This is a genomic window from Frankia sp. KB5 (assembly GCF_002099325.1).
Lineage (GTDB): Bacteria > Actinomycetota > Actinomycetes > Frankiales > Frankiaceae > Frankia > Frankia casuarinae.
This window is the reverse complement of sequence record NZ_MRUJ01000057.1, coordinates 1-19,835: the sequence shown is the minus strand read 5'-3', so window position 1 is coordinate 19,835 and position 19,835 is coordinate 1. Positions and strand designations below refer to the sequence as shown.

The following is a 19,835-nucleotide window of genomic DNA, read 5'->3' as shown; positions in this document are numbered from 1 at the left end:
GCGCGGGAGGGCCGGTGACCTCGGCCGGCTCGGGGAACTCCGAATGATCGCAATCTACCGGAAGGACGATCGACGCCGTGACGCCCGCCCCGTCCCTGCTGGCTCAGCCTCTCATCCCGTCGCTGGGAATGCTGCTGTCCGCCTCGCCGTCACCCACCGGATCGCCGGGCCCGACGTCCGGGCTGACGACGCCCACCCCGCTGCCCTCGCCGAGCCCGTCGGTGACCTCCGACCCGCTGGTGTCCCTGGAGGGCGTCGCGACCGCGCTGCGGGACGCCTGCGGGACCGATCCGGGGCTGCTGTGTCGCACCGTCTACAACACGACCCACAGTAACTATCTCGCCTCCGGGGCTGAGGTGTTCCTCGGTACCCCGATCCGCATCGCGCTCATTTTAGTGATCGCGTTCGTGGTGCGGGCGCTGCTGCACCGCTTCATCCGGCGCACCACCGACATCGGACACGCCACCGAACGGACTGGTTCCGGCAGTTGGGGCGGGTTGTTCCGGAGTTCCCGGGCCGGCTCTCTGCTGGGCGCGTTCGGCGACCCGGCAGTGCTGATGGAAAGGCGCCGTCAGCGTGCGGCGACGGTCGGTTCGCTGCTGYGCAGCGTGACGTCCATCTTCATCTTCGGCCTGGCATTCCTCAGCATCCTGGGTGAGCTGGGCATCAATCTCGCCCCCATCGTCGCCAGCGCCGGTGTGCTGGGAGTCGCGGTCGGTTTCGGTGCGCAGAACCTCGTCCGGGACTTCCTGTCGGGGATGTTCATGCTGCTGGAGGACCAGTACGGGGTGGGAGACGTGATCGATCTCGGTCCGGTCTCCGGCGCCGTGGAGGCGGTCAGTCTCCGGACGACCAGACTGCGCGACGTCGAGGGCACCGTCTGGTACGTCCGGAACGGCGAGATCACCAGGGTCGGTAACAAGAGCCAGCAATGGGCACGGACCGTGCTCGACGTTCCGCTCGACTACGACACCGAGGTCGCCACCGCCAAACGGGTGCTGGCCCGGACGGCGAACGAGCTCTGGGCGGACGCGAAGTGGAGCAGCCTCATCCTCGCCGAGCCCGAGGTCTGGGGCATGGAGACCATGACCTCGGACGGTTACACCCTGCGTGTCGCCATCAAGACCCAGCCGCTCAAGCAGTGGGAGGTCGCGCGTGAGCTGCGTGAGCGGGTCCGGACCTCGCTTGGCGCGGCTGGCATCGAGCTCGGTTCCGTGCAACGCAGTGAGGTGACCATGGTCGACGACGACGAGGAGACCRCCGGGAGCCGTGAGGAGGACGACGCGGATCCGGATGCCGGGGTCGGCGGGGGTGACGCGGACGCTCAGGGGACGGATCTGCCGCGGGCACGGATCGACCCGCCCGCCCCCGGCCCGTCGCACCTGAGGGGTTGATCTGGTCGRCCTGGGCGTGCCGGTCGGTCTGTCCGGGCTTGYGGTGGCTGAAACCGTCCTGAGGATCGCGGTACGTCTTCCTGAGACCGGCCCCGCGCAGCACCATCACCGCGTCGGGTGAAGGCAGACTGGGGGCGTGCGGGTACTGGTGGTGGACGACGACGCGGCTGTCCGGGAGTCCCTGGAACGCTCACTGCGGTTCGAGGGGTACGAGGTGGCCACGGCGGTGGACGGGGCGGACGCGCTCGATGTCATCGGCCGCGAGCGGCCGGACATCGTCGTGCTGGACGTGATGATGCCCCGGGTGGACGGGCTGGAGACCTGCCGTCGGCYGCGGGCCCAGGGCGACGACGTCCCGGTGCTCATGCTGACCGCTCGGGACGGCTTGGCCGACCGGGTCAGCGGCTTGGACGTCGGTGCCGACGACTACCTGGTCAAACCGTTCGCCCTGGAGGAGCTGTTCGCCCGGTTGCGGGCACTGATCCGCCGGGCGGCGTTGGCCGCGCGGGTGCGGGCGGCCGGGTCCAGAGGGATCCCCGACTCGACGCTTCGCTACGGCGGGGTCTGTCTGGATCAGGTCAGCCGCCAGGTGACCCGCGGTGATCGGGAGCTGATTCTGACCAAGACCGAGTTCGAGCTGCTGGAGTTGTTTCTCGCTCATCCGCGTCAGGTGCTCTCCCGCTCCATGATCATGGAGCGGGTTTGGGGGTATGACTTCGGCCCGACGTCGAACTCGCTGGAGGTCTTCGTGAGCTACCTGCGCCGCAAGCTCGAGGCGAACGGCGAGCCCAGGCTGTTGCACACCGTGCGCGGAGTTGGCTACGTGCTGCGTGAGCCGTCGGGGGACCGGGCGTGAGCAGTGCCCCCGACCAGGGGGCCGCGCCCTCGCCGTGGTGGCCGCAGCCGGCAGCGGGGCATGCGGCGGTGGGGCAGCCGGTAGCGGGTCGTCCGGCGGTGGGGCAGCCGGTAGCGGGGCATGCGGCGGTGAACGGGCGCGCCGGCCGGTTGGACGGGTTCGCGCGGCGGGTCCACCCGGGACGTCACCCCAGGATCCGGTTTTCCTCCCCGCTCGGTCAGCTGACGTTGCGGGCCCGGCTCGCCCTGCTCGTCGGGATGGCGGTGGCTGCCGCCGTGACGGTCGTCGCCGGGGTGTCGCTGGGGGCGACCAGCATCGTGCTGAACCAGGCCATCGACGACCAGCTCGTAGAGCAGGCTGAGGCGTCGGCGCGCACCATCCAGACCAGCCCGCTGGGGCTGGAACTGCAGGCGTTCAGCTTCGGGCTGGAGGGCCAGTTCCTCGACGCCGCCGGCAATCCGCTGGAGAACGCCGTCTCGTCCTGGAACAGCGTGCGGATCCCGGTCGACTCCGCCGACGCCGAGGTGGCCCGGCGGGAGCGGGCCCAGAACCTGCGCACGATCGCCGTTGACGGGCAGTCCTACCGGCTTGTCACGGTTCCGCTGCAACGTCCCGCGTCCGGCGGTGCATTGCAGCTCGCCCGGCCGACCACCGACGTCGACCGGACCCTGCGCGACCTCGCGCTGGTGCTGCTTGTCGTCGGGATCGTCGGGGTGGTCGGCTCGGTGCTCGCCGGACAGATCGTGGCACGTGCCGCGCTCAAACCCGTTGACGCCGCGGCCGCGGCCGCCGAGGAGGTCGCTCGTACCCAGAATTTGTCGGCGCTCATCCCGGTGACCGGATCCGACGAGATCACCCGGCTGGCGGAGAGCCTCAACAGCATGCTGCGCGCGCTGGAGGCATCTCGGGCCCGCCAGCGCCAGCTCGTCGACGATGCCAGCCACGAGCTGCGCACCCCGTTGACGAGCCTGCGTACGAACATCGAACTGTTGCTGCGCGCCGAGGCGAACCCGCATCGCGCGCTGCCCGCGGCCGACCATGAGGCACTGCTACGCGACGTGGACGCGCAGATGCGCGAACTGTCCGGCCTCGTCAGCGAACTGGTTGAGCTCGCCCGGGACGAGGCGCCCACCGAGGAGGTGGAACGGCTCGATCTCGCGGAGATCGTGCGAGCCGCGGCCGAACGGGCCCGGCGCCGCGCCACCGGCAAGAGCATCAGCATCGAGCTCGACGCGACTCCCTCGACGGTCGACGGGCGGGCGAACATGCTCGAACGGGCGATCACCAACCTGCTCGACAACGCCGTGAAGTTCTCGCCGCCCGCCTCCGTCGTCCGGGTCGGCTCCCGGGACGGCGAGGTAACCGTCGCGGATGACGGACCGGGCATCGCGCCGGAGGACCGCGTGCAGGTGTTCGACCGCTTCTACCGGGCCACCTCCGCGCGGGGCCTGCCCGGATCCGGGCTCGGCCTCGCGATCGTCGCGGATGCCGTGCACACCCACCGGGGTACCGTCACCGCGGAGAGTTCCCCGAGTGGCGGGGCGTTGCTGCGGATGCGGCTGCCGGTCGTTGACGACCCCGGTCCGCTGGGCCCGGCCACCACACCGGGTCCGGCGCCGAACCCGCCGGACGGCGCTGCTTCGCCTCCGGACCGCGCGGGCGAGAATCCCAGGCCGTGACTTCCGACTGCCCCGCCGTGCCCACCGCATCCGCGTCTGCGTCCTCCGCGTCCCCCGCGTCCCCCGCCGGTCCCACCGCCCCGGCGGGACCGCAGCCCGCTGGGACGCCGGTGGTGGACCCCACCATCGACCCGGTCCTCGCCGAACTCGCCGCAGTGTCCGGCGTGGCGACGTCCTACCTCGGGGCCGACGGTGTCCCGGTACAGGTCGCGCCGGACACCGTCCGGGCCGTCCTGCGGCTGGCGGGGGTCGATCCGACGGATCCCGCCGCAGCGCTCGCGGCGGCGCTGGAGCGGCCTTGGCGACGCCGGGTGCCGGCCTGCGCCGTCGTCGTCGCCGCAGCACCGCGCCCGGTGGTCGTTCACACGCCCGTGGAGATCATTCCACACGCTGAGCTGGAGCTCGGCACCGGCGGCCGAATCGTCCTCGATCCCCCTGGCGCCCCCCTGGCCGAGCGGGTGCTCGACGGCGTGCCCTGGGTCGCCCGGCCGATAGGGCTCCCGGCGGGTCTGCCCTTGGGGGACCACGTGCTGCACATCGACGCCGGAACCGAGCGGCATCGCTGCCAGGTCGTTGCCGTGCCGGCCGCGGTGCCCGGCCCCGCCGCCCTCGCCCCGCCGGCCCGCGCCTGGGGCTGGATGATCCAGCTCTACGCGCTCACCTCGACGTCGTCCTGGGGGATGGGGGACTATGGCGATCTCGCGACGCTCGCCGACTGGTCGGGCCGGGCGGGTGCCGACGTGCTGCTGGTGAATCCGCTGCATGCGGGTGCGCCGACCCTGCCCGTCGCGGCGTCCCCCTACTCGCCCGCAAGCCGCCGTTTCGTCTCCCCGCTCTACCTGCGACCGGAGCGGACGCCCGAGTACGCCCGGGCCGATCCCGCCACCCGGGCTGCCGTTGACAAGCTCGCCCGCGGCGCCCGTCGCGACGGGCGGCGGGACGGTCTGCTCGATCGGGACGCGGTGTGGCGGGCGAAGCTGGCCGCGCTGGAACTGCTCTTCGAGGTCTTCCGGCGTGGCGGCGAGCAGGTGGCATCCGCCGGGTCCGCCGCTTCCGAGCCCGCCGCCGAGCCGGCCGGGTCCGACCTGATCGATTTCGCGACCTGGAGCGCGCTCGCCGAGCGGTACGGCCCGGACTGGCGGACCTGGCCGGCGCGTCTCGCTCATCCGGGCGCGCCCGCCGTCGCCGAGGCGAGGGCGCAGCTGGCCGACCGTGTCGCCTTCCACGTGTGGCTCCAGCAGCGCTGCGACCAGCAGCTCGCCGCGGCGCAGGCCGCCGCCCGGGCCGCCGGGATGGCCGCCGGGATCGTGCACGACCTGGCCGTCGGCGTCGATCCGGGCGGTGCGGACGCCTGGGCGCTGCAGGACGTTCTCGCCGTCGGCGCGAGCGTGGGGGCCCCACCGGACACCTTCAACCAGCAGGGCCAGGACTGGGGGCTGCCGCCGTGGCGGCCGGACGCCCTGGCCGAGGCCGGGTACGCGCCGTTGCGTCAGATGGTCGCCTCGGTGCTGCGCCGCGGCGGCGGGCTGCGGGTCGACCACATCCTCGGCCTGTTCCGGCTGTGGTGGATTCCGGCTGGGGCGGGCGCCGCTCACGGGACATACGTGCGTTACGACGCCGAGGCGATGCTCGGCCTGCTCGCGTTGGAGGCCGCCCGTGCCGGCGCCGTCGTCGTCGGGGAGGATCTGGGTACCGTCGAGGCATCGGTGGCGACGACGCTCGCCCGCATGAACGTGCTGGGTTCGACGGTGCTGTGGTTCGAGCAGGACGCCGAGGGCCGCCCGTTGCCGCCGACGGCGTACCGGGCGGCGACGATGGCCAGCCTCACCACGCACGACCTGCCCACCGCCGCCGGCTACCTCGAGGGCGAGCACGTGCGCACCCGCGCCCGGTTGGGGCTGCTCGGGCGTTCGGAGGAGGCCGAGGCGGCCGGCTGGCGAGCCRAGYGGGACGCGTTGGTCGAGCTGGTGCGATCCGAGGGGCTGGTGGATCCGGCGGGCGCGGCGGCGGGCCTCGGCGGACGGGGGAACCCCGGCGGGCGCGGCCGGMCGGAGTTCGACCCCGCCGTTCGGCAGGAGATCGTTTTCGCGCTGCACCGGCTGCTGGTGCGGTCTTCGTGCCGCATCGTGCTCGGGTCGCCGGGTGACGCGCTGGGCGACCGGCATCAGCCGAACCTGCCGGGCACGACCGACGCCTATCCGAACTGGCGGCTCCCGGTGACCGACTCCGCCGGTCGGCCGGTTACGGTGGAACGTCTGCTGACCGATCCGGACGTGCGCCGGCTTGGCGAGTTCCTCGCCCAGGTCCGGGTTGCCCAGGTCCGGGGCGTGTCGTCCACCGGTGCGGCATCCCCAGACGAGGACCGTAACCCCATTTCCCGGTAATCTTCGCTGCGTGACTCGACGTCGACCGCGCCAGACCCGATGGCTGCCGTTCGCCGGCACCTCCCGCCCGTGGCCGGGGGCACACCCCGCGCCGGGGTCGCGATCCAGGATCGYGCCGCGCCGGGTTCTCACCGTTGTCGGCCTCGCGCTGTTCGCGGTGCCGGTGTTCGCGGTGAGCGCCTCGGCCGGGGAGATCGGAACCCCCTACAACCCCGATCCGCTCACGGCCGTGCAGTCATGGGCGATCTACGGCGGCACCATCGTCGGTGGGTTCGTCATCGCGATCCTGCTGGCCGCGTGGTCGAGCCGCAAGAGCGGGCCGGTGCGCTACCGCCCGGGGCAGCCCTGGGAGCACGACGAGATCTGGATCGGCTCCAAGCCGGAGGAGATCGAGGGCGAGCAGACGAAGACCGCCCTTCCCGGCGCGGGTGGTGCCAGTGGCAACTGGTGAGCCGTTCACCCACGAGCAGCTCGACCGGCTGAACCGGGCCCGGGAGCTTGCCGAGACGCGTACCGGCATCCACGTCAGCATCCGGATCGGCGCGGTGCGCGGCGACGTCCGGCTCGCCGCCGAGCGGATCCTCGCGAACCTCGTCAACGACGCGGGGCGGGATGCCGCCGTGCTGATCCTCGTCTCGCCCGGGCAGCGGTTCGTACGGATCGCCACGACCCCGGCCGCCAGGAAGCGGATCAGCGACTCGGCCACCGGGCTCGCCGCGTTGACGATGGCCTCCAGCTTCGCGCTGGGCGATCTGGTCGGCGGCCTGATCACCGGCATCCGCCAGCTCGCGGACGCGGCAGGTGGCGCGGGCGGCGCAGCCGCCGGGACCCTCCCCCCGACGCAGCCTTCGTTGGCGGTCAGCCCGACGCCCTGACCCCGCTGATCCCGGAGGAGCCGGCCCGGCCGGCTCCTCCCGGCCCGGCCGGCTCCGACCGGCCTGATGCGGGTACGCTACGCCGCCGCCTCGATGTCCTTCTTGCGTGCGGCCAGCGCCCGGACGAGCCCGTCGCGGCCTTCCAGCAGGGCCCGCCGCAGGGGCGGGACCGGGTTGTGCTCGGCCAGGTAGGCGTCGACCTTCGCCACCGTCTCCGGTTCGATCACCGACGCCGGGAACAGCATCTGGGTGATGGTGGAGGCCATGTCGAAGCTGCGGGTCTCCCAGATCCCAGCGATCTCGTCGAAGAAACGGTCCACGTAGGGCCGGGTCAGCTCGAGCTGGTCGGAGATCCAGAAACCGCCCATCGTCGCGGCGGCCAAGTGGTTCGACAGGGTGTCCGAGTCCATGACCGCCGACCAGGCTGCGGCCTTCGTCGCCGCGGTCGGCCGTGCCGCCCGCGCGGTCGCAGCTCGCTTCTCGCCGGTGGCGGTGCGGTCGCGGGCGAGCTCCGTGTCGATCTCGGCGTCGGCGTAAACGCCCCGGGCGACGAGTTGGGTCAGCAGGGTCCAGCGCAGCTCGGTGTCGAGCACGAGCCCCTCGATGACGTCGGTGCCCTCGAACAGCGCCCGGATCCGCGCCACCTGGTCGGCCTCCTCGGCCTGGGCGAAGGAGGTGGTGTAGACGAGCTGCAGGTCGCTGCCGGGGGCCGCGGCGCGCGCCAGCTCCTCGGCGCGTTCCGTCAGCGCGCGCAGCGCGGGCTTCCGGTTTGCCGGGTCGCCGTAGGTGTCGATCGTCAGGTCCGCCTTGGCCAGCAGCGACTGCACCACGCCGATGTCGTCCTCAGCGGTCACCCCGGACAGCACGAGCCGGACGTAGTCCCGGGCGGCGAGTTCGGCGTCGCGGGTCATGTCCCAGGCCGCCGCCCAGCACAGCGTCCGGGGCAGTGACTGGGAGATGGCGCCGATCGCCTCGACGAGCGTGGCCAGCGACCGCTCGTCGAGGCGCACCTTCGCGTACGTGAGGTCGTCGTCGTTGAGCAGGATCAGATCCGGCTGGCGGGCACCGACGAGCTTGGCGACCTCGGTGAGCTTGCCCGTCACGTCGAGCTCGACCCGTTCCCGCCGGACCAGCGCGCCGGTGGCGTCCCGATCGTAAAGGCCGATCGCGAGCCGGTGCGGGCGCAGCGTGCGCGAGGCGGTCGGCGGCGCCGACGCCGGCTCCTGCACCACGTCGAACGAGGTGAACAGGCCCGAGGAGTCGGTGAAGAAGCGCGGCCGCAGGGTGTTCGCGCCGGTGGTCTCCAGCCAGTCCGCGGACCAGGCGGTAAGGTTCCGCCCGCTGGCGTTCTCCAACTCGTCGAGCAGGTCGCGCAGCGACGTGTTCGCGTACTCGTAGCGGCGGAAGTACGCCCGCAGCCCGGCGAGGAACTCCTCTTGGCCGACCCAGGCCACGAGCTGCTTGAGCACCGAGGCGCCCTTGGCGTAGGTGATGCCGTCGAAGTTCGTCCGTACCGCGTCCATGTCCGGGGCGTCGGCGACGATCGGGTGCGTGGAGGAGAGCTGGTCCTGGCGGTAGGCCCAGCCCTTCTCCGCGTTGGCGAAGGTCGTCCAGCCGTTGGTGAAGCGGGTCGCGTTCACCTGGGCGAGGACCGACATGTAGGTGGCGAACGACTCGTTCAGCCACAGGTCGTCCCACCAGCGCATGGTGACCAGGTCACCGAACCACATGTGCGCCATCTCGTGCAGGATCGTCTCGGCGCGCCGCTCGCGGCGGGCCTCGGTCACCTTCGCCCGGAAGACATACTCCTCCAGGAAGGTCACGCAGCCGGCGTTCTCCATCGCCCCGGCGTTGAACTCGGGCACGAACAACTGGTCGTACTTGCCGAACGGGTACCGGTAGTCGAACACCCGGTGGTAGAAGTCGAACCCGGCTTTGGTGATCTCGAAGAGCTCGGCGGGGTCGAGGAACTCGGCCAGCGATCGGCGGCAGTAGAGGCCCAGGTCGATGCCGTCGTGGTGGTCGCGGACCTCGTGGTACGGGCCGGCGACGAGCGCGGTGATGTACGTCGACATCACCGGGGTGGTCAGGAAGCGGATGGTGCGCACCCCGATCGCGGCCTCCGCCACCGCGGCGACCGCGCTGTTGGAGATCGCCTTCCAGTCCGCCGGGACGGTGACCGTGAGGGTGAACGTCGCCTTGAGGTCGGGCTGGTCGAAGCAGGCGTACATCCGGTGCGCGTCGTACGTCTCGAACTGGGTGTAGAGGTAAACGGCCTCGTCCACCGGGTCGACGAAGCGGTGCAGGCCTTCACCGGTGCGGGAGTAGACGCCGTCCGCCACCACCGTGAGCCGGTTCGACTCCGCGAGGTTATCGAGCCGGATCCGCTCGCCGTCGAACACCGCGGCGGGGTCGAGCGGCGCTCCGTTGAGAACGACCTCGTCGACCTTCGCGGCGGCGAGCTCGATGAACGTCGACGCCCCAGGCTCGACGCAGGTGAAGATGACCGCGGTTGACGTGCGGAAGGTCTCGTGGCCGGTCGTCAGGTCGAGTTCGACGTCATAGGAGGCAACGTTGAGCAGGCGGGCGCRCTCGCGCGCCTCGTCGCGGGTGAGGTTGTTGGGCACCCGGTTCCTTTCGGACGGCACGGACTTGCAGGACTGCACACGGTCATCACCGTGTTCCCAGTCTCCCACGCCGATGAGGGGAACGGTCGCCGCCGGGGGACGTGGTGGTCGGGGACGTGGTGGTCGGGCCGTCGGCCGTGGTACCGGTGCCGGAGATGGTGGATTGTGGTGATTGGCGCGGGGTGCCCGCTCTCGCTGGTCGCCGATGCGGCACGATGGCGACATCTTCCGCGTGACCAGCCTGCGGGAGGATCGGGATGTCCGCGCGGTCGCGGGAAGGCAGGAAGAGGGCAGGACAGGAAGGGAGCCGCCGGTGAGACGGGTGGCGGGGCTCGGTCGCGTCCCCGGGCGCCCTCACCGGGCTCGCCGGGCCTCAGCCGTTCCGGCCGGCGGTGGGTCGTCCACCGCGCCGATGCCCACCGCGCCGATGCCCGAGGCGGCGGCATCCGAGCCACCAGGCGGGCCGCGGGCCGCCGGCGGGGGGGAGTCCCCGGCTCGGCGGGCCGACTATCACATCCCGGTCGCGCTGCGGGTCTCGGCGGGCTGGTCGTGGCGTCTGATCGTCACGGGCGCGGCCATCTACATCCTGCTGATGGTCGTGGGACGGGTCCGGATCGTGGTGATTCCGCTCATCGCCGGGCTGCTCATCGCCGCTCTCATCCATCCGCTCGCGCACCGGCTGCAGCGGCTCGGTATKAACCGGCTGGGCGCTGCCTTCACCGCGTTGTTCGTGTTCTTCGCGGTGTTCGTGGGTGCCGGGGTGGCGGTGGGCTTCAACGCAGCGAACGAGATCCCCACGGTCAGCGATCAGGTCAGCGAGGGCGTCGAGCAGATCCGCGGCTATCTGAGAAACGGTCCGCTCCACCTGTCACAGAGCCAGATCGACAATCTGGTCGACGACATCCGCAAGAGCCTGGCGAACAACCGGGGGCGCCTGGTCTCCGGGGTGATCTCCGGCGCCTCGGTGGCCGCCGAGGTGCTCACCGGCCTGCTCGTCACCCTGTTCTCGACCTTCTTCTTCCTGTACGACGGGGATCGTATCTGGAACTGGATCGTCACCCGCTTCCCGGACGGAGCGGAGGAGCGGGTGCGTGGCGCCGGTCGGGAGGCGTGGAACACGTTGACCGGCTACATTCGTGGGACGGTCTTTGTCGCGGCGGTCGACGCGATCGGTATCACCATCGGCCTGGTCGGCGTGGGTGTCCCGCTCGTCGCGCCGCTGGCCCTGCTGACGTTCTTCGGCGGGTTCGTCCCGATTGTCGGGGCGACGGTGGCCGGCGCCGCGGCGGTACTGGTGACCCTGGTCTCGAATGGCGTGCCGGATGCGTTGATCATTCTGGGTGTCGTGTTGGCCGTGCAGCAGGTCGAGGGGCACCTGTTGCAGCCGCTGGTCATGCGGCGGGCGGTGCGGTTGCATCCGCTCGCGATTGTCATCGYGCTGTCGGCCGGTGGCGTGTTGGCCGGCATCCCCGGTGCCATCGCCGCCGTTCCGTTCGCTGCCATGGTGAACAGGGTCGCCGGTTATCTCGCCGTGAGCGGGAAGTGACCACCACCCCGACGGGTTGATCCCGGTCGAACGGTGCCGTCGACCGAGGAGACCACATGAGCGCCGAAACTCTCGACACCCCCGCGGCCACGTTCGTACCCACACCCACACCCACACCCACGTCCGTACCCTTGCCCRCGGACGCGACCGAAGCGGTCTTCTGGGACGGAGTTCTGCTCGTCGCTGCTACCCCCGGCTTCCACGAGCTCAAACGGACCTGGGACCAGGACCCGATCCTCACGTGATCGGGCATGATGACACATCATGCGTGTCCATCTGGGATCTGACCATGCGGGCTTCCACCTGAAGGAGGCGCTCGCCGAGCGTCTGGTGGAGCTGGGCCACGCGCCCGTCGACCATGGTCCTGTCGAGTACGACCCCGACGATGACTACCCTCCGTTCGTCCTCGCCGCCGCCGCCGCCACCGCTGTCGAACCGGGCAGCATGGGCATCGTCATCGGGGGATCGGGCAACGGGGAGGCCATCGCGGCGAACAAGGTCGCCGGGGTGCGCGCGGCCCTGGCATGGAGCGAGCAGACGGCGACGCTGGCCCGCCAGCACAACGATGCCAACGTGCTGAGCCTCGGCGCGCGCATGTACACCGTCACGGCGGCCCTGACGTTCGCCGAGGTCTTCCTCACCACGCCGTTCAGCGGGGAGCAACGACACGTGCGGCGGCTTCGGATGCTCTCGGCCTACGAGCGGACCGGGGACGTACCGTCGGTGCCCGGGTCGGCCTCGTCGGCTTCCTGAGACCTGTTCTTCGAGGACCCGGTCTCGGCAGGGCCGCTCTCATGCGGTCCGGCGGATCCGCGGTCGGAGCGTCGGCGGGTCCTGCGGGCACCCCGGCCGCGGCGGTCGGTCGTGGCGCTCTCGGCTCCGGCGCTGCTGGCTTCGGCACGACCGGCTCCGGCGCTGCTGGGGCCGCCGCGGCGGACCGGGTCGGTGGGGCTGGTCGACGGGGTCGCCGGTGCGGGGCGTGATCCGCGATGCAGTACCACCGATCGCTCGGCCTCGGCGAGGTCGGCGTCGGTGGGCCGGGCGGCGTCGCGGGCCCGCATCGCCGTTCTCGGGGGCAGCTTGCTGCGACCCGCATCGATGAGACCGCGCAGCTGCGCGTCCGCCTCGCCCGCCCCGGCCGCATGCGACCGGGCCCGACCTGCGCGCTCGGGTCGTGGCATGGCTCCTCCATCCGCCCTGGCCGGAACCCTTGGTGGATCATCCCAGAAGCGGGCCGCTCGGGGAGGCCTCGTGACGCGGGTGGACGTCGGAAATCCGCCGGTGCGCGGTTATCCCCCGCGACAGGTTGATCTCCATCCTTCCATTTCCGAAGGTCTCCGGAAGTTCACCGTCCCGGGTGCTACCGGCGGGTCGCCCGACAGCGACAGCCCGACCGTTTCCGGTCCGGTCCGGTCGACGCCGGGCCCCGGAATCGTCGTGGCGTCGCCGATCCACGGTTCGCAAATCCGTACCCGGTGTCGGCGGTTGGTCCCCCGCCGGCCCGCCTGCCGCGTTTTTCTGCTCCGCAGCGTGCACGCCCGCGGGCGCCGGGTCGCCGCACCGCGACCTGGCCGACCGTCCGATCCAGGATGATCCGAGGCGCTCCGGGGGATCGGCCACCCCCTGTCCGAGYTGTTCTGCCTCATCCGTATGCTACACATCGCCAGATGAACGTCTGATAGTCCAACGTACGCTCAATAGATGTCCACCTGTACTCAAGAGATGCCCATTGTGTCACATTGCCAGTAAATGAAACAAAAGGAAACTCTAGCATGCATACTTTGCCGCGTTTCGGTAGAACGCCTAAAACTGTTTGCTGATCTCGATCGGCCGTCACCAACCGCTGCGCCTCGGTGGCTTCAGTCATCGGCTCCGTCGTCGCGGCCTAGGAGTGAGTCTTGGACCGCGTGCCTGTGAGCGTTGTCATCCCCGCCTACAACGAGGCGATGCGCCTGCCCGGCTCGCTACCCCCGCTGATCTCGGTCATGCACAGGATCCCCGGTGCCGAGGTGATTGTGGTTGAYGACGGCAGTACGGACGGCACCGCTGCGATCGCCGAGGAGTTGCTCGCGGATCTGCCCGGTGGTCGGGTCCTGCGGCTGCCGTGGAACTCGGGCAAGGGCGCCGCGGTCCGCATGGGGGTGTCGGCCGCGCACGGTGAGTCGATCGCCTTCCTGGACGCCGACGGCGCCTCCGACGTCAATGATCTTCCTCTGCTCCTCGCCGCGCTGGAGCACGCCGAAGTGGCGCTCGGATCGCGCCGGGTTGGGGCGGGTGCGGTCCGCAGCAGTGGCCGGCGGGTCGGCAGCTGGGCCTTCAACCAGATCATCCGGTCCCTGACCAGCCTGGACGTCGCCGACACCCAATGCGGGTTCAAGGCTTTCCGCGGCCCCGAGGCCAAGCTGCTGTTCAGCCTTGCGCGCTCCTCCGGATTTGGCTTCGACGTGGAGGTGCTCTCGATCGCCCGGTCGATCGGCTACCGGATCGCCGAGGTCCCGGTCCGATGGGCGGAGATACCCGGTGGCACGTTCCGGGTGACCCGGCACACCCCCGCGATGCTCGTCGACGTGATGCGCGCCCGGCGGTACCTGAACCGCTCCGCTCCCGRCCTCGTAGTGACGCGTCCCACGGTGCAGTCGCCCGCCGCCGCGGCAGCGCCGGTTCGTCCGGGCGACGGGGCGTCCCCCGCCGCGCAGGTCCGAGTCCCGCCTTCTGCCGTGAGCGTCCCGGCCCCCGCGGAACCGGTGACCGCCGGGCCGCCGCCCGCCGTCCTCACGGCGGCCGTGGGGGGCGTCGAGAAGCCCCTGCGCCTGCCCGCGGACCTGGGTGGTGTGACTCCGCTGCCTCGGAAGGCTGTATGAAGGTCCGGCGAACCGGACCCCATCCTTATCCTTTGGAGTAAGCGATCCCTTCCCCCGCCGCCGGCACCCCCACGACGGCGCAGGGCCTCGGCGCGCCGTCACCCGCCCCGGCCGTCGCAGCCCCGGCCGTCGCCGCGTCGCCGCGTCGCCGCGACACGCGGACGTCACGGCGGCCCCTGTTCGGCATGGCCGCCGGCTTTATGGTGCTCTTTCTGCTCCAGGCCCCCGGCAACCTGACCGCCGACACCAAGCTGGACGTCCCCCTTGACCCGTGGGGCTTCATGGGKCGGGCCACCCACCTGTGGAACTCCCTCGCCGAGTTCGGCTACCTGCCCAACCAGTACGTCGGCTACCTGTTCCCGATGGGACCGTTCTTCGGTGCCGGTGACCTGCTCGGGATACCCGCCTGGGTCACCCAGCGGCTGTGGATCGCGCTGCTCCTCACCGTCTCCGCCTGGGGGGTCGTGCGGCTGGCCGAGGCCCTGCGGCTCGGCGTACCGCGCACCCGGGTGCTGGCCGGACTCGCCTACACCCTGTCCCCGATGTTCCTCGGCAAGATCGGGGCGACTTCCGTGGCGCTCGCGGGCGCCGCCATGCTCCCGTGGATCACCCTGCCGCTCATCCTCGCGCTGCGTCCGGACGGCGCCTTCGGCGCCGACACCGGTACGGCCGCCACCACCAGTACCACGGCCGTCGATGATGTCGATGCCRCTGACGATCCCGCCCTGGACCCGGGCCGGCGGCTGTCCCCGCGACGGGCGGCTGCCCTGTCCGGACTCGCCATCCTGGGCACCGGCGGAATCAACGCGACGGTCACGCTGTGCGTCCTGCTCTGTCCGGCGGCGGTCCTTGTGTTCGCCGGCGGCACCCGCCGGGCCTGGGCGCTGYGGGCCTGGTGGGTCGTCGCCGTCATCCTCGCCTCGGCCTGGTGGCTGCTGGCGCTGATGGTGCAGGGCCGCTACGGGCTGAACTTCCTCGCGTTCACCGAGACCGCCCAGACGACCACGGCGACGACGTCGGTGGCGGAAGCCCTGCGCGGCGCGACGGACTGGCTGGCGTATGTCCAGTTACCCAGGCCCTGGCTGCCGGCCGCCACCGAGTACGTGTCCCGGCCGGTGCCTATCATCGGATCGGCAGCCGTGGCGGCGATCGGGCTGTGGGGGCTGTCCCGGGCCGATCTGCCCGCCCGCCGGTTCCTGCTGGTGACGTTGGCCGCCGGCACGGTCTCGGTGGCTGCGGCCTATCCGGGGCATCCGGGCAGCCCGCTGGCGGGCGTGGTGCGGGACCTGCTCGGTGACCAGCTGGGCTTTCTGCGCAACGTCTACAAGTTCCAGCCGGTGGTGCGCCTGCCGATAGCCCTGGGGATCGCGCACGCCCTGACGGTCCGACCTGTCAGTCTCACCGCCCGTGTGCGGAGATGGACGACCCGCGGGGCTTCCCGCCGGCACGGCAGGACCGCGGACATGATCGTGACCGTCGCGGTGAACGTCCCCGTCGTGCTGACCGTGGCCGCGCTGGTCTGCGGCATGACGCCAGCGCTCGCCGGCAGGGCGCTGCAGCCCCGGCCGTTCGCCCGGGTGCCCGACTACTGGGTGGCCGCCGCGGACTGGCTGGCCGCCCATCCCCAGGACGGCCGGGCACTGGTGCTGCCCGGCTCGCCGTTCGCCGAGTACGAGTGGGGCCGGCCGCTCGACGAGCCGCTGCAGTGGCTGGCCCGCACGCCGTGGGGGGTCCGCGGCCTGATCCCGCTCGGTGGCACGGGCGTGACCCGGCTGATGGACGGCATCGAGCACCAGCTCGCCACCGGGTCCGCCGCGGGCCTCGCCCCGGCGCTGGCCCGGGCCGGGATCGGCCAGATCCTGYTCCGCAACGACCTGGAACAGAAGAACTGGGACGTCCCCCCGTCCACCGACGAGCTCCACCGGGCGTTGCGTTCCTCCGGTCTCACCCTGACCGCCGCGTTTGGCCCGCAGGTGCCGGCGCGCGCCTCGGCGAAGGAGAGGCTCGTCCCGGAGCTGCGTAACCCGACCGCGCGGGTACCCGCGCTGGAGGTCTGGACCGTCCCGGGCGGCGCGAAGCTTGTCGGCTCCTACCCGGCGGACACCGCCGTCGTCGTCTCCGGCGGCCCCGAGGCGACGGTGCAGCTCGCCGGGCAGGGCCTGCTGAGCAGCGACCGGGCCGCCGTGCTCGCCGCGGACCTCGCCGCGGATCGCACCGATCCGTCCGCCGCCGTGGCGTCTTCGACGAGCCCGGCGGCGATCAAGGTTGCGCCGGGGGAGGTGATCGGCCCGACGACCGCCTGGGTCGACACGGACACCCTGACCCGGCGCGACAGCACCTTCGGACTCGTCCACGACGCCGCTTCGTACCTCCTCGGGCCCACCGGCACCGCGGTCGGCAAGACGGGGGAGCCCCACCAGTGGGCCGAGGCCGACGTCGCCGGCCACCAGACGGTCGCGGGCTACGTCGGCGGCATGTCCGTCACCGCGTCCTCCTACGGCTACGACCTACTCGCCGCGCCGGACCTCGCGCCACCGGCGGCCGTCGACGGCTTCGCCGCGACCGCGTGGACGGCACAGCGCACGAAGGGCACGACGTCGGCCGGGCAGTGGATCCAGCTCGATGCCGGCCGGCGGATGACCGTGCCCTACCTCGACGTGCGGCTGCTGTCCGAGGGTTCGTGGCGGCCGGCCGTCGAGGCGCTGCGGGTGTCCAGCGAGGCGGGCTCGGTGGTCACCGAGGTGCGTCCGGTGGAGGACATCCAGCGCCTCGCCGTCCCAGCGGGGCCGAGCCGCTGGTACCGCATCACGTTCGCGCGGGTCGGCCAGGAGACCGACGACACCCTCGGCGCCGGTATTCGGGAGATCACCATCCCCGGGGTCACCTTCCGCCACTACGCGCAGCTCCCCACCGACGTGGCCCGGCGCTTCGCCGCGCCGGACGGGGGGCTGGTCGCCTTCTCGATGGCCCGGGAGCGGGTCGACCCGGCGCAGCCGTTCGGCGGCTCGGAGGAGCTGGCGCTGTCCCGGCGCTTCGAGGTGCCCCGGGACATGACCTTCACGATGAGCGGCTCGGCGAGCTTCATCCCCCCGCCGCGGGGGACACCCCCAGCGGGTGACACTCCGTTGCTGGTCGACTGCGGCCAGGGCCCCACCCTGGTCGTCGACGGGACCCGTTACCCCCTGCGGATCTCCGGCCGGGACAGCGACGTCACCTCGGTGCGGCCGGTGCGGGTGTCGCTGTGCACCGACGGCGGCACGCTGCGGCTCTCGGCGGGGCCGCACCTGCTCGGCGTCGACCAGGGAGCGACCTCCATCCTCGTCGACGCGATCGCGCTGGTCGGATCGGGCGCCCAGGTGAGCGCGGCCACGCCGCGGGCGACGACGGTGCACGAGTGGACAGCGGAGCACCGGACGGTCCAGATCGGCGCCGGTGACCGCGCCTTCCTCGCCGTCCGGGAGAACGCCAACTCCTCGTGGACGGCGAAGCTGAACGGCGTGGCGTTGACCCCGCTGCGCCTCGACGGCTGGCAGCAGGGCTGGATCGTCCCGGCCGGCACCGGCGGCACGATCGTCATCGACAACGCGCCCGGTGCGGAATACCGCCGCAACCTCGTGGTGGGGCTGTTGCTGGTCGTGGTGCTGGTCGTGCTCGCCGTGCTGCCCGCCCGGTTCCGGCTACGGCCACGATCCGACGAGAACGGCTATCCGGCGCTGCTGAGGCCGCGCCGGCTGGGCCGGCTGGGCCGGGCGACGGTGTCCCCGCCGGTGGCCGGTGCGGGGTGGACGGTGCTCGCCATGCTGGCGGTGGCGCTGGTGGCGGGCCCGGTGGCGCTGGCCGTACCGGTGTTCGTCCTGGTCGGTCGGCGCTGGCCCGCGGCGGGGGGCCGCTGCGCCGCGGTCGCCATGATTGGCGCGGGAATCGGGGTGGCGGCGCAGCCCGGCAGCCAGCCCGGATCCGGGCAGGGGGCGTTCGGGCCGCTGGTCCAGGTGTTCGGCGCCTTGGCCTTGGYGGCGGTGCTGGCCGCGTTGGCCGGGCGGGCCTGGGACCGTCCCGCCGGCTCGGGCGCCGGCGCCCACTTCGGCGCCCGAGCCGGGTCCGATGTCGGGCATAGGACTCGCAATCCCTATACCGACAGCAAGGGACTCGGTTAGCGTTTTCGTGGCGCCGATTGTTCGGACGTCGTCCACCGTCTGTTCCTGAGGGAGACATCCGGTCATGATCACAGCCAGGCGTGCCGTGCGTGGAGTCCGCGTGGATGCTCTACGGCCGATCGGGGCCTCGCGCCCGGCCTGGGCCGATGCGGTGGGCGGGGATGGCGGCGTCGGCGGCACGCCGTCGGTCCTGGGCGACGGGGAGTTGGTGGAGCAGCTGGCGCGGGCGATCCACGACCGCTATCTGGAGCATGAGCTCGGTAAACGGCACGCGGCTGGATCGAGGCCCGGACTGCGGCCCTGGGCGGAGCTCTCCGAGGCGCTGCGGGAAGCCAACCGTGATCAGGCGGTTCATTACGAGACGGTGCTGCGTAACCGTGGCTGGGTGTGCACACCGGCCGAGCAGGACGTCGATCCGGCTGTCGATCCGTTTTCGCTGTCCGCCGCCGAGGTCGAGGAGCTCGCCCGGGCCGAGCACGACCGGTGGCGGCAGCACAAGGAGCGGCAGGGTTACTCCTACGGTCCGGTGCGCGAGGACCTCGGCCCGGACAAGCGTCACCCGTCGATGGTGGACTGGGAGGAGCTGACCGAAGAGGACCGTGATCGGGACCGCGACGCGATCCGGAACATGCCGGCCGTTCTGGCCCGGGCCGATCTGTGCATCACCCGGCGACCCGCGGCCGAGGCGGCTATCCGGTGAGCGGCTGACGGCCGCGACGATCGTCGGCGCATTGCCGCTGTCCGCCGATGACCCCGAAGACCTCCGCAGCCTGAGCGCACCGGTCACCTTATTTTCGTGTCAGCCCCCTGGGTACCGTCCCGATCAACGGTCACCTGGTTTTCCCGCTAGCTCCGTGGAAAGCATGTTCGAGGCTGCTCGTCGCGCTCCGGCCTTCGCCTGATCGCCCCGGTTGTCGGTCGGGATCGGACCGGGACCCGGATCCGGGGGAGATGCCGCCAGGTCACGGCTGGCCGCGAACAGCAGGTCCTCGCCGGTCGCCGGGCGTAGCCGCAGGTCGGCGAGCGCGCCGACCCCGACTCCGGCCCGGGTCAGGGCGGTGCGTGCGGCGGCGGGGCCGGCGCCGTAGAGGAGCGCGATCATCTCCGGGCCGGTCGGATCCGGCCGGTACACCAGGTCCGTGCGGCGCAACGCCGGGCGGGAGGTGCCGACCGGCAGGGTGAAACGGGCGTGCGTGAGGTCATCGTCCCGGCGCCGGCGCTCCAGGCCCCGATCCGGTCCCCGACCCCGCTGCGGCGCGCGGCCTTGTTCTCCTGCTTCGGCCCGCTTCGCCGCCGGGTCGGCCAGTCGGTCGATCTCGGCGGTGACCACCCGGGCCAGCAGTTCGGCGCTGGCGTCCCAGGTGAACCCGGCCGCCCAGGCGCGGGCCGCCGCGCGCAGCTCGGCCGCCGCGGGCGGCTCGGCCAGTAGCCTTAGCGCCGCGTCGAGGGTCTTCTCCAG

13 protein-coding genes and 2 pseudogenes are annotated in these 19,835 nt (G+C 72.0%); 12 read left to right on the top strand and 3 right to left on the bottom strand.

Translation table 11 applies throughout. From position 1 onward, the window contains the following. The first annotated feature begins 128 nt into the window (after positions 1-128). From KBI5_RS06495 to KBI5_RS06470, 6 genes are all read left to right on the top strand, one after another. The gene (locus KBI5_RS06495) at positions 129-1,394 is read left to right on the top strand and encodes a mechanosensitive ion channel family protein (protein ID WP_241882705.1); all 1,266 of its coding nucleotides are present in this window, start codon (positions 129-131) and stop codon (positions 1,392-1,394) included. A gap of 136 nt (positions 1,395-1,530) precedes the next feature. After that, complete coding sequence (locus KBI5_RS06490) at positions 1,531-2,250, top strand: response regulator transcription factor (protein ID WP_085014567.1); 720 nt, start codon at positions 1,531-1,533, stop codon at positions 2,248-2,250. Continuing rightward, positions 2,247-3,929 (top strand): HAMP domain-containing sensor histidine kinase, encoded by a 1,683-nt coding sequence (locus tag KBI5_RS06485; protein WP_023840452.1) that lies wholly within the window; start codon positions 2,247-2,249, stop codon positions 3,927-3,929. The genes KBI5_RS06490 and KBI5_RS06485 overlap by 4 nt, the downstream gene beginning before the upstream one ends. Then, complete coding sequence (gene malQ, locus KBI5_RS06480; RefSeq protein WP_241882698.1) at positions 3,926-6,313, top strand: 4-alpha-glucanotransferase; 2,388 nt, start codon at positions 3,926-3,928, stop codon at positions 6,311-6,313. The genes KBI5_RS06485 and malQ overlap by 4 nt, the downstream gene beginning before the upstream one ends. Before the next feature lie 10 nt (positions 6,314-6,323). Next, entirely contained in the window at positions 6,324-6,764 is a 441-nt protein-coding gene (locus KBI5_RS06475; protein ID WP_241882697.1) for a hypothetical protein, read from the top strand. Beyond that, positions 6,751-7,188 (top strand): DUF5130 family protein, encoded by a 438-nt coding sequence (locus tag KBI5_RS06470; RefSeq protein ID WP_011435605.1) that lies wholly within the window; start codon positions 6,751-6,753, stop codon positions 7,186-7,188. The genes KBI5_RS06475 and KBI5_RS06470 overlap by 14 nt, the downstream gene beginning before the upstream one ends. A 77-nt stretch (positions 7,189-7,265) precedes the next feature. Here KBI5_RS06470 and pepN read toward each other — a convergent pair whose 3' ends face one another. Beyond that, positions 7,266-9,815: an aminopeptidase N gene (gene pepN, locus KBI5_RS06465; RefSeq protein WP_085014590.1), complete on the bottom strand. Its 2,550-nt coding sequence runs from the start codon at positions 9,813-9,815 to the stop codon at positions 7,266-7,268. Positions 9,816-10,227: 412 nt separating this feature from the next. On the opposite strand from pepN, the gene KBI5_RS06460 reads away from it, so the two are divergent. From KBI5_RS06460 to KBI5_RS06450, 3 genes and pseudogenes are all read left to right on the top strand, one after another. Next, positions 10,228-11,361, top strand: a complete 1,134-nt coding sequence (locus KBI5_RS06460) for an AI-2E family transporter (protein ID WP_241882696.1) — start codon at positions 10,228-10,230, stop codon at positions 11,359-11,361. Between the two features lie 161 nt (positions 11,362-11,522). After that, a pseudogene (locus KBI5_RS28635) lies at positions 11,523-11,606 on the top strand (disulfide bond formation protein DsbA); the annotation flags it as partial. A gap of 19 nt (positions 11,607-11,625) precedes the next feature. Beyond that, entirely contained in the window at positions 11,626-12,114 is a 489-nt protein-coding gene (locus KBI5_RS06450; protein ID WP_011435608.1) for a ribose-5-phosphate isomerase, read from the top strand. On the opposite strand, the gene KBI5_RS06445 is transcribed toward KBI5_RS06450, so the two are convergent. Beyond that, entirely contained in the window at positions 12,057-12,542 is a 486-nt protein-coding gene (locus tag KBI5_RS06445) for a hypothetical protein (RefSeq protein WP_023840457.1), read from the bottom strand. The two genes, KBI5_RS06450 and KBI5_RS06445, sit on opposite strands and share 58 nt — an antisense overlap. A gap of 726 nt (positions 12,543-13,268) precedes the next feature. On the opposite strand from KBI5_RS06445, the gene KBI5_RS06440 reads away from it, so the two are divergent. The 3 genes from KBI5_RS06440 (at position 13,269) to KBI5_RS06430 (ending at position 19,076) form a co-directional block, all read left to right on the top strand. Continuing rightward, positions 13,269-14,222: a dolichyl-phosphate beta-glucosyltransferase gene (locus KBI5_RS06440; protein WP_241882704.1), complete on the top strand. Its 954-nt coding sequence runs from the start codon at positions 13,269-13,271 to the stop codon at positions 14,220-14,222. Between the two features lie 185 nt (positions 14,223-14,407). Next, on the top strand, positions 14,408-18,376 hold the full coding sequence (locus tag KBI5_RS06435; RefSeq protein ID WP_085014562.1) for a DUF3367 domain-containing protein: 3,969 nt from the start codon (positions 14,408-14,410) through the stop codon (positions 18,374-18,376). A gap of 100 nt (positions 18,377-18,476) precedes the next feature. Next, a complete protein-coding gene (locus tag KBI5_RS06430) occupies positions 18,477-19,076 on the top strand; it encodes a RyR domain-containing protein (RefSeq protein ID WP_232234888.1) in 600 nt (199 codons plus the stop codon). A gap of 123 nt (positions 19,077-19,199) precedes the next feature. Here the strand turns inward: KBI5_RS06430 and KBI5_RS06425 are convergent. Next, positions 19,200-19,835: pseudogene (locus KBI5_RS06425) on the bottom strand (glycosyltransferase family 1 protein); the annotation flags it as partial.